Here is a 12,118-nt window from a genome sequence, read left to right on the forward strand (position 1 = left end):
GCCACGGGTCGGGACGGGAGTCAGGGGGTCAGCGTGTAGGTGAGTTCGTAGTGGTGCACCCCGACGTCGTCGATGTCGAGGTCCATGGTGCCGCGCAGCCCGACCAGCCCGCCGGTGCCCGAGCCGCTGACCACCTGGTAGTAGAGCGTCTCGGCGCTGCGGTCGAGGTCACCGAACTGCTGCAACAAGAAGGTGCCCTCACGACCGCCGAGGTCGGCGCGGACCACCTCGATGGCGACGTACCCGGCGTCACCGGTGGCCGGGTCGCCGCCGGCGAGCATGATGCCGGTGCTGGTGCCGCGGATGTCACCCGACCAGGTCTTGGTCAGGCCGAACTTGTCGACGGCGCCGTCCAAGGCCGTCGAGGGGGCCGACATCTCGATGGTGAAGGTGCCCGCAGCCGTCCTGATCAGATCCATGCCGACAACCTAGCGCGCCTTCAGCGTGCCGCGCCCGGCCAGTACGCATCAGGGTCGAGACGGGACCCGAAGATGGCCTGGCCGACCCGCACGCAGGTCGCCCCGTGCTCGATGGCCAGCTCGAAGTCACCGGACATGCCCATTGACAGTTCGTCCCAGCCGCCGCCGTCGGCGTCCCGCAGCTCACGCTGCACCTGCGCCATGACCTCGAAGCAGGCCCGGACGCGCTCGGCGTCATCGGTGAACAGCGCCAGGGTCATCAGCCCCTTCACGTCCAGGGCATCGAAGGCGCCCAGTTCGCGGGTGAAGGCCAGCACGTCGGCAGGCGGCAGGCCGTACTTCTGGGGCTCGTCGGAGGAGTTGACCTGCACCAGCACCTCGAGGCGGCGTCCCTCGGCCTGCAGCCGCTTGTCGAGCTCGGCGGCCAGCTTGAGCGACGACAGGGCCTGGAACTCGACCGCGAACTGGGCCACCACGCGCGCCTTGTTGGTCTGCAGGTGCCCGATCACGGCCCATTCGATGTCGGTCTGGGACAGCTCGGCCCACTTGGCGTGGGCCTCCTGCACCTTGTTCTCACCGAAGCGGCGGTAGCCAAGCCCGCGCACCTCGAGGATGTCGGCAGGCGGCTTGGTCTTGCTGACCGGCAGCAGCCGGATCTCGTGGGCCTGGCGTCCGACCCTCGCCGCGGCGGCGGCGATGCGCTGCTCGACGTCGGCGATGTTGCGGGCGATCTGGCTGGTCGTGGGCTCGGGGCTGGTCATGGTTCAGCCGCGAGCAGCCAGGAAGGCGTCGACGAACTGGGCGACGCCGTCGTCCAGGTGATGCGGCAACACCAGCTTGGCGACGTCCTTCACCTCGGGACGGGCATTCTCCATGGCCATCGGCCAGCCAATGCTCGACAGCCAGCGCACGTCATTGCCGCCGTCACCGGCGCCGGCAACGGTCGCCGGGTCGATGTCCAGGTGCTCGAGCAGGAAGGCGATGCCGTCCTCCTTGTCCGAGTGCGGGCCGGTGACCTCGCAGGTCTCGTCCAGGGACAGGGTGGCGTTCTCGGCGATGGCCAACACCTTGGGGAAGAACGTGGCCATCCGCTCGGCCGAGGTGCCGGGCATCAGCTTCAGGATGGTGGCGGGGTCGACGTCGCGCATGTCGGTGATGAGCGGCGTCATGCCCTCGTTGGCGGCCGGCAGGAAGTGCAGCAGGAAGTCGTCGCCCTCGGCACCGGGCTGCAGGCGCAGGTCGTCGTCGGTGAACGCGGCCAGCGGCACCTGTTCGGCCACGCACAGATCGATCACCTGGTTGACCAGGTCGACGGGCACCGGGTCGCGGCGCAGCACCTCGCCGGTGGCGATGTCGGCGTTCAGGGCGCCATTGGCCGCGCTGGTCCAGCCGTGCAGGCCGGCGTCGTGCAGGGCCTTGGCGCAGGCGTAGGGGTGGCGGCCCGAGACGATGATCAGCGTGATGCCGGCGTCGTCGAGTTTGCGCAGTGCCTCCAGGCTGGCCTGGCTCACCGCGTGGTCGGCGTTGGTCAGGGTGCCGTCCACGTCAAAGCACAGGGTGGTGACGTTGGCCATCTCAGCTGGGATCTGCATTCTTCCTCCGGGTCGGTTGGCCTCATCCTAGTTGTCGGGCCGTGGAGGGTGACGGGGCATGGGGCCCTGTGGACGGGCACGCCGAGGCTGTGGGGCAAGGGTTGGTGTCGGGTGGACCCAGGAATGTCCATCAAGTGCGAGATGTCTGCCCCTGGAAGTCGATCTGGGCCCACTTGGTGGACATTGCTGGGTGAAGCGGCATGCAGACCGGTCTCAGGGGTCGTGTGGCCACCTCTGAGGGATCGGGCGCTCAGTCCCGGGCGCCGTTCCACAGCTCGTCATCGTCGGCGACGTCGACCTCGATGCGCCGCCAGACCAGGTGCGCCAGACCGATCGGCAGGGTGAGGCCGAACGCGACGGCGAGCGGTGCCACCACCCAGACGGGGGCGCAGACCAGCATCACCAGCGTCGAGACGACCGCCCGCCCGGGGTACTCCACGATGCGTCGCATCGCCTGCTCGGTGACCTGCTGGCGGGTGGCCGGCATCGGCAGGGTCCCGGCGGAACGGACATAACTGGCGAGCAGCACGGCGATGACCAGGTGGACCAGCGCCAGCACCACCAGCATGCCCACCCGCGCCATGCCGGTCAGGTAGCCGTAGGCCGAGACCAGCGAGACCAGCCCGAGGCCTGCCACCACCACCGCGACCAGGCTCAGCCACCCGTCCCGACGCCAGGTCTGCCTGACCTGGGCCAGCACCACCGACGGGGCCTCCCGGTGGCTGGCGTCCACATTGGCCACCACCCGGGTCGCCCCCGCCCACGCGGGCACGACGGTCACCACGGCCAGGCAGCAGGCGAAGGCGACCACGTTGGCCGCGGCCAGGGTGGTGCTGCGCTGCAGAATTGGCATGGTTCCCCTTCCCGGGGGTGATGCTAGACCAGGCCCCGGCGCCCCCTGGAACGCCCTCACCCCCGGGTACGATGGCCACTCAGGAGGAACGCGCATGCCCCACGACGAGTCCGACGAGCCGATCAGTGCCGCAGCCCAGGGCTGGGAGGGTTTCGCCGCCGACCCGCGGGTGCCGGAGAATGCCCGCTACCGGGCCAGCGATTCCGATCGTCACCACGCCTTCGAGCTGCTGGCCGAGGCCTACAGCGACGGCCGCCTCGGCCACGAGGAATACGAGCAGCGCCTGGACGAGGCGATGAAGGCGCGCACACTCGGCGACTTCCCGCACCTGGTCGCCGACCTGCTGGTGCCCCGGCGCCGATTCCTGCCCGCCACCCGCCGCCCATCCCCGGCCGCCCTCGAGGTCGAGGCCAGACGTGCCGGACGCAAGGCCTGGATGGGATGGATAGCGCTGGCAATGCTGTTCAACGTGATCTGGCTGGCCACCGTGATCGGGACGGGCAGCTTCCTCTACTGGTGGCCGTTCTGGCCGATGCTGGGCACCGCCATCCCCACCCTCATCGCCGCCCAGGCGGCCCGGGCTCACATCCGGAATCCCCAGCCGCAGCCCCTCTTCCCGCCCGGCCAGGTGCCGCCGGAACTGGTGCCGCCCCCGGTCCTCGGCACCCCGACGCCGCTGCTGGGCGCCGGGCCACGGATGATGCCGCCGCCCGGGCTCACCCCCGAACAGCGGATGCGTTGGCTGCGCCGCCAGCAGGAGTTGCTGCGGCGCCAGCCTCCGCCCGGGCCCTGAGGACGTGGCGATCAGGCCAGTAGGCGGATGCCGCCAAGTCCACTGGCCAGCTGCGCCGGGCCGCCCCAACTGCTGCCGTTGTTCCAGTAGGCCCACATGGTGCCGTCATCACGCAGCGAGACCAGGTCGCGGCGACGGTCGTTGTTGATGTCACCGGGCGCGGTGACCAGACCCATGGCGTTCCAGTGGCGCCCGACCTGCGCGGCATTGGTGATCACGCCGCCCTCGTTGAAGGCGTAGCGCACCAGGTCGCCGTCCTCGGTGATGGCCAGCAGGTCGGCGATGCCGTCGCCGCTGAAGTCATCGACGGTGGTGGTCAGCCGAATGCCCGACCAGTTCTTGCCGATCACTCGGGCATTGCTGAGCACGCCGGTCGACGAGAAGGAGTAGCGGATCAGGAAGCCGTCCCCGCTGCGGGCGACCAGGTCAGGACGACCGTCGCCGGTGATGTCGTCCAGGACGGTCATCAGCGACATCGACTGCCAGCCCTTGCCGACCTGCAACGCATTGCCGAAGCGTCCGCCGCCGACGCCCTGGTAGGCGAACATCAGCCCGTCGGTGCGCAGCCCGATCAGGTCGGTGCGCCCGTCGCCGTCCATGTCGGGCACCAGCGAGAGCCACCGGAAGGTGTTCCAGCCCTGCCCGACCGGGGTTGGCGCCGAGACGGTCGGGCCCAGGGTGGCGTACAGCTGCAGCGTCCCGTCGTCATGGACGGCCAGCACGTCGGGGGTGCCGTCGGAGTTCAGGTCACCGAACTGGTCGACCTCGCCGTAGGAGCAGCCGGCACCGCTGGGTCGGCCGCAGAGCCAGTACTGCCCATGGCGGGCGGTCCCGGTCGAGGTGACCAGCGCGAACACTGCCTCGCCGGGGGCCGTCACGGTCAGCTCGTTGCACGGGTTCGCGCTGCCCTGGGCGCAGGCACCGCTGGACGCCAGCAGGGTGCCTGTCGGGGAGTACACCTTCAGGATGAGGGCGCGTCCCATCGTGTCGGCCAGGTTGGCCGTCGAGACGGTGTAGTCACGCCCCGCCGTGGTGGCCAGACGGAAGACGTCGACGTCGGGACCCTCGTGGGCGTAGGCCCCGGGCAGGCTGTACAGCGTCTGGACGCTCCACCGCGAGGCCGCCAGCGGTGAGGCGGTGGCCAGCGAGTTGTTCGGCTCCGAGTCGGGCGACCAGCTCATCTGCGCGGCGGGCGGCAGCACCCGGATCGAGTAGTTGCCCATGCGCCGCAGCGGATGTGAGGCGCGGACGTAGGTGCGCTGGCCCGCGTTGGTGGTGATCTCCAGCCGGGCGACGGTCAGCCCCGACCCGACGCAGCTCTCGCCGGTCCTCGCCTGGGAGGCGTTGTAGCCGATCAGGCAGGCGCCGTCCAGGGCCGGCGCGGCGTTGAACAGCTCCACCGTGTAGGTGCCGGTGTAGGGGGCGACGAAGGTGTAGCTGTCCACGTCGGTGGCACTCGACAGGGCGCCCGCGCGGCCGGCCAGGCCGACCGTGATGCCGGTGGCGGCGGCGAGGCTGTCGTTGGGCTCGGGGTCGTTGGCCCGGGCGGTGGCCGGCAGCAGCACCGCGACCAGGGCAGCCACCAGGGCGGCGGTGCTCCAGCGGCGGACGCGGCTCCAGCGGTCGAGGGGGACCCGGCGGGGGAAGAGGGAACGCATGGGGGCAGCGTAACCTGCCGGACCCCCGTGCCCCTGCCGGGACCGGACTCAGTCGACCAGTCGGGCAGCGCCCTTGTCGGCCGACTGGGCGAACTTCGCGAAGATCTTCAGCGCGGGCGACACCTCACGTACCCGGGTCCTGGGCTTCCAGCCCGCCGCGTCGGCAGCAGCACGGCGCTCGGCCAGCACCTCGTCCGGGACGTCCAGGGTGATGCTGCGCGCCGGGATGTCGATCTCGATCATGTCGCCGTCCTCGACCAGGCCAATGGTGCCCCCGGACGCAGCCTCCGGCGAGATGTGGCCCAGCGACAGACCCGACGAGCCACCCGAGAACCGGCCGTCGGTGATCAGCGCGCACTGGGGGCCAAGTCCGACGCCCTTCAGATAGCTGGTGGGGTAGAGCATCTCCTGCATGCCGGGGCCACCCCTGGGGCCCTCGTAGCGGACCACCACGACGTCACCGGCGACGATCCTGCCGCCGAGGATCATCTCGACGGCCTCGTCCTGGCTCTCGGCGACCTTGGCGGGGCCGCGGAAGTGCCACTGGTGCTCCGGCACCCCGGCCGTCTTGACGATGGCGCCATCGACGGCCAGGTTGCCACTGAGGACGGCCAGCCCGCCCTCGGCGGTGTAGGCGTGCTCGACTGAACGGATGCAGCCCGACTCGCTGTCGGTGTCCAGGCTCTGCCACCGGTTGGTCGAGGAGAACGCCTCGGTGGTGCGCACCCCGCCGGGGGCGGCGTACCAGAGGTCCTTGGCGGCCTCCGAAGAGGTGCCGCTGCGCAGGTCCCAGTCGGCCATCCACTGGTCCAGGGTGGGGGAGTGGACGGCGTGCACGTCGGTCTCGAGCATGCCGGCGCGGTACAGCTCGCCCATGATCGCCGGGATGCCGCCGGCGCGGTGGACGTCCTCCATGTAGTAGTTGCTCGTGTTGGGGGCGACCTTGCAGATGCAGGGGGTGACCCGGCTGAGGCGGTCGATGTCGTCCTGGGTGAAGTCGACGCCGGCCTCCTGGGCAGCGGCCAGCAGGTGCAGCACGGTGTTGGTGGACCCGCCCATGGCGATGTCGATGCGCATGGCGTTCTCAAAGGCCGCCTTGGTGGCGATCGAGCGCGGCAGCACCGAGGCGTCGTCCTGGTCGTACCAGCGGTGGGCCAGTTCGACGACCAGCCGGCCGGCGTCCAGGAACAGGTCGCGGCGCTTGGCGGCGGTGGCCAGGGTGGAACCGTTGCCCGGCAGCGACAGCCCCAGCACCTCGGTCAGGCAGTTCATCGAGTTGGCGGTGAACATGCCCGAGCACGACCCACAGGTCGGGCAGGCCGACTCCTCGATGGCCTGGATCTCGGCGTCGGAGACCGACTCGTCGACGGCCTTGGTCATGGCGTCGATCAGGTCGAGGCGGGTCGACGCGGTGCCATTGGCCGGGTTGATGACCGCATTGCCGGCCTCCATCGGTCCGCCGGAGACGAAGACGACCGGAATGTTGAGGCGCAGCGCGGCCAGCAGGTGGCCGGGGGTGATCTTGTCGCAGTTGCTGATGCAGACCAGCGCGTCGGCCTGGTGGGCGTTGACCATGTACTCGATGGAGTCGGCGATCACCTCGCGGCTGGGCAGGGAGTAGAGCATGCCGGAGTGGCCCATGGCGATGCCGTCGTCGACGGCGATGGTGTTGAACTCCTTGGCGACGCCGCCGGCCTCCTTGACCGCACCGGCCACCAACTGGCCCATGTCCTTCAGGTGCACGTGGCCGGGCACGAACTGGGTGAAGGAGTTCGCGATGGCCACGATCGGCTTGCCGAAGTCGGACTCGGCGGTGCCGGTGGCCCGCCACAGGGCCCGGGCCCCGGCCATGTTGCGTCCGTGGGTGGTGGTGCGTGACCGAAGAACTGGCATCCTGAGTTTTCCTCCCTCGAGCCACCGCAGACGGTGGCAACCCGGATGAGTCTAGTTGCGGGGGTGGCGACGCCCGCTCGCCGGTCGGCATGCGGTCGCCCCCCACCCGGGAGCGCCGGGCGACCCAGCAGTGTGCATCCAGTGACGCCAATCGGGGCTGGCGGGGCGAAGGGACTGCTCTGGGTGCACGTTGCTGGGACGACCCGAGGCGACGGCCACCTAGGATGATGGCGACCCGCCCACGGCACCAGGGGGAGATCGGTGGCCACCATCTGGCAGTTCCTGCACCTCGTCCTCGTCACCGCCGGCGACGTGGTGTTGCTGCGCGCCCCGGACTCGGTGCTCAACCCCGACGCGATGCGCTGGCGGGTGGCCCTGGCCGTCGCCATCCTGGCTGCCCTGTCGGGGCTGGTCGGCAATGCCGGCCTGCTGGCCATCAACCGGGTCCGCGGCCTGTGGGTGATGGTGACCTGGGCGCTGGTGAGCCTGCAGAACCTGATAGCGCTGGCCTTCCAGGGGCTGGTGCTGTGGTGCGCGGCCTGGATCGTCATCAACGACGTCCCCGATGTGGGCGCCGTGGTCAGGGTGGTGCTGTTGTCGACCGCGCCGCTGTGGTTCGAGTTCCTGGTCATCACCCCCTACATCGGCCCGATGATCGAGCGGGTGTTGTGGGGATGGCAACTGCTGGCACTGTGGATGCTGATGGACCACCTGATGCCCGACGGCCTGTCCCAGTGGCTGGTGCTGCTGGTGGTGGTCGTCGGCTGGCTGGTGGCCCGGCTGGTCGCCCACCTGCTGAGCCCGGTGGTGCAGTGGCTGCGCCGATCGCTGTGGCGGGGCATCATGCGACGCCCGCTGCGCACCAGCGCCACCGAACTGCTGGCGGCGGCCACCCCCCAGTTGCTGGCCCGCCACCACGCTCCGCCCACCCCCGAGGCCGACGCGGGGCACGGCCTGCTGGGGTCACGCCACTCGACCACGCGGGTCGGTGAGTGATGCTCCAGGTCCTGGAATACCTGCTCGTGCTGGTGGTGGCCGTGGCGGTGATCGCCTGGGTCCTGTCGCCACTGGAGACGTTGACCTGGTGGTCCAGCCGAGGGGTGCGCCAGAGCCGGATAGCGGCCGCCGAGTTCCGGGCGGCCATCGCATCGGTGCCCACCGTGCCCCGAGCGGCGAAGGTCTTCGTCGTCTACTTCTCGGGCATCGCGGCCTTTGATGATGACCACATCGCCCGCGCCGAACGGCCACTGCTGCAACGCCTGCAGCAGAGCTATCCCGACATCACCCTGGTCGAGGGTCTCTACCCGTATGCGATGGAGAACCGAGACCTGGTCGACGACCGGCGCTCCTCACCGCTGTGGCGCTGGATCGTGCAGCACCAGCGGAGCAAGCGCTGGGGATGGGTGGCGGTGGCGACGGTCAACGTGCGCAACGTCTACCAGGTGCTCGTCTCGGCCGACCCCCGCTACGGACCGGTCTACTCGGCCGGGATCGCCCAGACCACCTGGAAGCACCTGACCGGCCACGGCTACCAACCGGGGGTGGACAAACTGGTCCTGCTCGGCTGGAGCGGTGGGGCCCAGATCGCCGCCGGCGCCGCCTGGTACCTGGGCTCGGCCGGCGCGCGGGTGACCCTGCTCAACCTGGGCGGCGTCTTCACCGCCGACCCCGGCCTGGACCGTGCCCAGCAGATCATCCACCTGGTCGGTGAACGGGACTGGCAGTGCCGCTGGCTGGCACCCATCGTGTTCCCCCAGCGGCGCCGGTGGGCGCGCCACTCGACCTGGGCCAGGGCCAAGCGGGAGCACCGGGTGATCGAGCGGATGATCGGGCCCTTCAAGCATGTCGGCCCCGGCTCCTACCTGTCGGGCGCGCGGCTGCCGGACGGCCGGACCTGCTCCCGGGCCACGTCGGACGCCATCGCCCAGGCCCTCGAGGAGTCGGGGGTGCTGCCCCGGGCCGATTGACACGGGCCGATTGAGCTGTCCCGGGGTGAACAACCAAGTTCCCCAGAGCACGCGGCATGCGCATGGGCAGGGCTCGTGCTCTGGGGAACTTGTTTGTTGACGGTGACACCTTGTCACGGCATCGGATTGCCGGTAGGCCTTGGGGTAGCGCGCACCTCGTCCGAGGTGGTGTTCCGCCGGCGCGGTCCACGAATGCGCCGAAAGGGGAATCACAGTCATGGATCCGAAGAACACCGCCGTTCTGCTGATCGAGTACCAGAACGACTTCACCACCGAGGGAGGGGCGCTGCACGAGGCCGTCGCGCCCACCATGGAGCAGACCAACATGATGGCCAACTCCCAGCAGGTCGTGGAGCAGGCCCGGGCCGCCGGGGCCACGATCATCCACATCCCGATCAGCTTCGCCCCCGGCTACCACGAGATCACCAGCCACCCCTACGGCATCCTCAAGGGTGTCGTCGACTCCAACGCCTTCGTCAAGGGTGAGTGGGGCTGCCAGATCAGCGACGAGATGGCGCCCCAGGACGGCGACATCGTCGTCGAGGGCAAGCGGGGCCTGGACACCTTTGGCAGCACCAACCTGGACTTCATCCTGCGCAGCAAGGGGATCGACCGGGTGGCCATCGGCGGCTTCCTCACCAACTGCTGCGTCGAGTCGACGATGCGCTCGGCCTACGAGAAGGGCTACGACGTGGTCACCATGACCGACTGCGTCGCCGCCACCAGCCCGGAGGAGCACCGCAACGCCATCACCTTTGACTACCCGATGTTCTCCCGGCCGATGACCGGGCAGGAGTTCCTCTCCGAACTCGCCGGTGAGCAGACCGAGGCGGACACCAGCCGCGGCTACTGAACCGAGGCCCCGTTCGGCGTCCAGCCGAGCAGCGGGCCCAGCTTCTCGGCGATGTCGGTCACGATCTGGGTGTAGTCGTCGGGTTGCAGGGTGAACGGCAACGCGAAGGCGACCTCCTCGACCTGGCGGAAGGCGTCGCGGGCCAGCAGTTGCTCGGCGAGCTCCTCGGACGTGCCCAGCAGGTCGGGGGCGAACTGCGCGTGGCGGGGACCAAAGGTCTTGCCGACCCGCTCATCGCGTCCGGCCTTGTAGGCGCGGTAGCGCTCGACCTGCTCGGGGGTGGCCGAGTCGGTGGGGATGACCACCAGGCCCTGTGAGACGCGGGCGTCCTCGCCGTCGCGATGCAGCTCGCGGAAGCGGCGGATCTGGGCGGCCTGGACGTCGTCGAAGTCGCCCTCGCCCATGATGACGCTCGAGGTCAGGAAGTTCAGCCCTGCCCTGGCGGCGAACTCCACCGAGTTCTGCGACGCGGCCCCGTACCAGAGCCGGTCGATCAGCCCGGCCGAATGCGGCTGCACCCGGTCGGAGAACTCCTCGATGCCCTTCCTGCCGCTGAAGGTGCTGAGCGCGTCGCCGCGCAGCGCCTCCATCAGCCGCTCGACGCGGCGATAGCTGAAGTCCTCGTGCTCGGCGGTGTCGGGGTAGAGGGAATGGGACCAGTCCTCGAAGTTCATCGGCACACCAGTGCTGACCCCGGGGTTGAGGCGCCCGCCCGACAGGATGTCGACGGTGGCCAGGTCCTCGGCCAGCCGCAGCGGGTTCTCCGGACCGAGGGGGGTCACGGCGGTGCCCATCTCGATGCGCGTGGTCCGCTGGGTGGCGGCGGCCATGATCGCGATCGGCGAGGAGATGCCGTGCTGGAAGTGGCGGTGGCGCAACCACACCGAGTCGTAGCCGAGTTCCTCGAGGCGCTGGATCATCCACAGGGTGTACTCGTGGCCGGCGGCCGGGTCGTCGCCGTCAAAGGTGCCCAGCGTGAGCACGCCCAGCCGGCGCAGCGGGCGGTTGGTGGACGGGACGGGGGTGGCGGGCACGGCGTCGGACACAGGGGCTCCTCGGGTGGGGTGCTCCCATTCTGCCGGTCGACGGGGTGCGGTGAGGGGCCGTCCACCCGGACGAAGACCCCGACCACCATAACGATTGACGATAACAACGAATCTCGTTATGGTGGTGGTGCGCGCACCCCACCCTCCACCCCAGTCAGCCCTCCTTCACCCCAGTCAGGAAGCCACCATGAATGCCACCGCCGAAGGGTCGCGGTTGAGCCGCGCCATCCACGCCCCCATGTCGCGCGCCGACCATCTCGTCCTGCGGGTGCTGCTGGCCCTGGTCGCCCTCGGTGCGGCCACCAGTGCCGTGGTCGCGCTGTGGCCGGGCGACACCATCGCCTTCACCGCCGCCGTCGACGATCGCGGCCCCGCCTACACCCCCGTCGGCAGCGCAACCGACGCGTCGGCCACGTACGCCAGCGAGGTTGTCTGGACGCTCACCGAGCCGAGTCTGGGCGACCGCGTCCTGGTCGGGCTGCCCACCGTCTTCGCGGCGGTCTGCGTCATCGTCGGCGTCCTGCTGCTGCTGGGCATCGTCAGCAACATCCGCCGTGACCAGGCCTTTTCCCGCCAGACCCTGTCCCGGGTGCGGTGGCTGGCCCTGCTGGTGGTCTTCGGCGGTCTGCTTCAGCCGTTCGTCGCGATGGCGGTCTCGTTCGCGATGGCGGCGCGGGTGCAGGCCGAACCGTCGGTGCTGTTCACCTTCTCCCTGGTGGAGTTCGCCCCGGTCCTGGTCGGGATGCTGCTGCTCGTGCTGGGGGAGGCGCTGACCAGGGGCGCCGCCCTGGCCGACGACGTGGAGGGACTGGTCTGATGCCTGTGGACGAACCCCACCGGGTGAACTGCCGCCTCGACGACCTGCTGGCCGCGCGCGGTCTGACCCTGACGGCCCTGGCCGAGCAGGTGGGCGTCAGCGTGGTCAACCTCAGCGTGCTGAAGAACAACCGTGCCAAGGCGGTGCGCTTCTCGACCCTGACGGCCATCTGCGACGTCCTGGACTGCTCGGTCGGGGACCTCTTCGAGGTCACCGCGCCCTGAGGA

General features: G+C 70.0%; 13 protein-coding genes. 6 read left to right on the forward strand and 7 right to left on the reverse strand.

From position 1 onward, the window contains the following. Positions 1-20: 20 nt before the first annotated feature. The 4 genes from IPV09_RS04270 to IPV09_RS04285 all read right to left on the reverse strand — a co-directional run bounded on the left by IPV09_RS04270 (position 21) and on the right by IPV09_RS04285 (position 2,864). Positions 21-419 (reverse strand): DUF3224 domain-containing protein, encoded by a 399-nt coding sequence (locus IPV09_RS04270; protein ID WP_207473933.1) that lies wholly within the window; start codon positions 417-419, stop codon positions 21-23. Positions 420-439: 20 nt separating this feature from the next. Further along, positions 440-1,180: a YggS family pyridoxal phosphate-dependent enzyme gene (locus IPV09_RS04275; RefSeq protein WP_207473934.1), complete on the reverse strand. Its 741-nt coding sequence runs from the start codon at positions 1,178-1,180 to the stop codon at positions 440-442. Between the two features lie 3 nt (positions 1,181-1,183). Beyond that, the gene (locus IPV09_RS04280; protein WP_207473935.1) at positions 1,184-2,011 is read right to left on the reverse strand and encodes an HAD-IIB family hydrolase; all 828 of its coding nucleotides are present in this window, start codon (positions 2,009-2,011) and stop codon (positions 1,184-1,186) included. Positions 2,012-2,261: 250 nt separating this feature from the next. Then, on the reverse strand, positions 2,262-2,864 hold the full coding sequence (locus IPV09_RS04285; protein ID WP_207473936.1) for a hypothetical protein: 603 nt from the start codon (positions 2,862-2,864) through the stop codon (positions 2,262-2,264). 94 nt (positions 2,865-2,958) lie between these two features. On the opposite strand from IPV09_RS04285, the gene IPV09_RS04290 reads away from it, so the two are divergent. Further along, entirely contained in the window at positions 2,959-3,657 is a 699-nt protein-coding gene (locus tag IPV09_RS04290) for a DUF1707 domain-containing protein (RefSeq protein ID WP_207473937.1), read from the forward strand. Between the two features lie 11 nt (positions 3,658-3,668). On the opposite strand, the gene IPV09_RS04295 is transcribed toward IPV09_RS04290, so the two are convergent. Both IPV09_RS04295 and ilvD read right to left on the reverse strand, forming a co-directional pair. Further along, positions 3,669-5,315, reverse strand: a complete 1,647-nt coding sequence (locus tag IPV09_RS04295) for a VCBS repeat-containing protein (protein WP_207473938.1) — start codon at positions 5,313-5,315, stop codon at positions 3,669-3,671. A 48-nt stretch (positions 5,316-5,363) separates the two neighbouring features. After that, positions 5,364-7,208: a dihydroxy-acid dehydratase gene (gene ilvD, locus IPV09_RS04300; protein ID WP_207473940.1), complete on the reverse strand. Its 1,845-nt coding sequence runs from the start codon at positions 7,206-7,208 to the stop codon at positions 5,364-5,366. Positions 7,209-7,469: 261 nt separating this feature from the next. On the opposite strand from ilvD, the gene IPV09_RS04305 reads away from it, so the two are divergent. The 3 genes from IPV09_RS04305 (at position 7,470) to IPV09_RS04315 (ending at position 10,028) form a co-directional block, all read left to right on the forward strand. After that, positions 7,470-8,204: a hypothetical protein gene (locus IPV09_RS04305; RefSeq protein ID WP_207473941.1), complete on the forward strand. Its 735-nt coding sequence runs from the start codon at positions 7,470-7,472 to the stop codon at positions 8,202-8,204. Continuing rightward, entirely contained in the window at positions 8,201-9,175 is a 975-nt protein-coding gene (locus tag IPV09_RS04310; protein WP_207473942.1) for a hypothetical protein, read from the forward strand. Before IPV09_RS04305 ends, IPV09_RS04310 begins: the two co-directional genes overlap by 4 nt. A 217-nt stretch (positions 9,176-9,392) precedes the next feature. After that, on the forward strand, positions 9,393-10,028 hold the full coding sequence (locus tag IPV09_RS04315; RefSeq protein ID WP_207473943.1) for a cysteine hydrolase family protein: 636 nt from the start codon (positions 9,393-9,395) through the stop codon (positions 10,026-10,028). Here the strand turns inward: IPV09_RS04315 and IPV09_RS04320 are convergent. Further along, on the reverse strand, positions 10,022-11,074 hold the full coding sequence (locus IPV09_RS04320; RefSeq protein WP_370590214.1) for an LLM class flavin-dependent oxidoreductase: 1,053 nt from the start codon (positions 11,072-11,074) through the stop codon (positions 10,022-10,024). The two genes, IPV09_RS04315 and IPV09_RS04320, sit on opposite strands and share 7 nt — an antisense overlap. A gap of 187 nt (positions 11,075-11,261) precedes the next feature. On the opposite strand from IPV09_RS04320, the gene IPV09_RS04325 reads away from it, so the two are divergent. Beyond that, positions 11,262-11,891, forward strand: a complete 630-nt coding sequence (locus tag IPV09_RS04325) for a DUF2975 domain-containing protein (RefSeq protein WP_207473944.1) — start codon at positions 11,262-11,264, stop codon at positions 11,889-11,891. Then, positions 11,891-12,115 (forward strand): helix-turn-helix transcriptional regulator, encoded by a 225-nt coding sequence (locus IPV09_RS04330; protein ID WP_207473945.1) that lies wholly within the window; start codon positions 11,891-11,893, stop codon positions 12,113-12,115. Before IPV09_RS04325 ends, IPV09_RS04330 begins: the two co-directional genes overlap by 1 nt. The last annotated feature ends 3 nt before the right edge of the window (positions 12,116-12,118 follow it).

The sequence above is a fragment of the Tessaracoccus sp. SD287 genome (assembly GCF_017355265.1).
GTDB lineage: Bacteria > Actinomycetota > Actinomycetes > Propionibacteriales > Propionibacteriaceae > Aestuariimicrobium.

What these genes read in the sequence shown, in the direction of transcription:
- IPV09_RS04270 (WP_207473933.1), bottom strand. Translation starts at nt 419, where the DNA reads ATGGATCTGATCAGGACGGCTGCGGGCACCTTCACCATCGAGATGTCG.
- IPV09_RS04275 (WP_207473934.1), bottom strand. Translation starts at nt 1,180, where the DNA reads ATGACCAGCCCCGAGCCCACGACCAGCCAGATCGCCCGCAACATCGCC.
- IPV09_RS04280 (WP_207473935.1), bottom strand. Translation starts at nt 2,011, where the DNA reads ATGCAGATCCCAGCTGAGATGGCCAACGTCACCACCCTGTGCTTTGAC.
- IPV09_RS04285 (WP_207473936.1), bottom strand. Translation starts at nt 2,864, where the DNA reads ATGCCAATTCTGCAGCGCAGCACCACCCTGGCCGCGGCCAACGTGGTC.
- IPV09_RS04290 (WP_207473937.1), top strand. Translation starts at nt 2,959, where the DNA reads ATGCCCCACGACGAGTCCGACGAGCCGATCAGTGCCGCAGCCCAGGGC.
- IPV09_RS04295 (WP_207473938.1), bottom strand. Translation starts at nt 5,315, where the DNA reads ATGCGTTCCCTCTTCCCCCGCCGGGTCCCCCTCGACCGCTGGAGCCGC.
- ilvD (WP_207473940.1), bottom strand. Translation starts at nt 7,208, where the DNA reads ATGCCAGTTCTTCGGTCACGCACCACCACCCACGGACGCAACATGGCC.
- IPV09_RS04315 (WP_207473943.1), top strand. Translation starts at nt 9,393, where the DNA reads ATGGATCCGAAGAACACCGCCGTTCTGCTGATCGAGTACCAGAACGAC.
- IPV09_RS04325 (WP_207473944.1), top strand. Translation starts at nt 11,262, where the DNA reads ATGAATGCCACCGCCGAAGGGTCGCGGTTGAGCCGCGCCATCCACGCC.
- IPV09_RS04330 (WP_207473945.1), top strand. Translation starts at nt 11,891, where the DNA reads ATGCCTGTGGACGAACCCCACCGGGTGAACTGCCGCCTCGACGACCTG.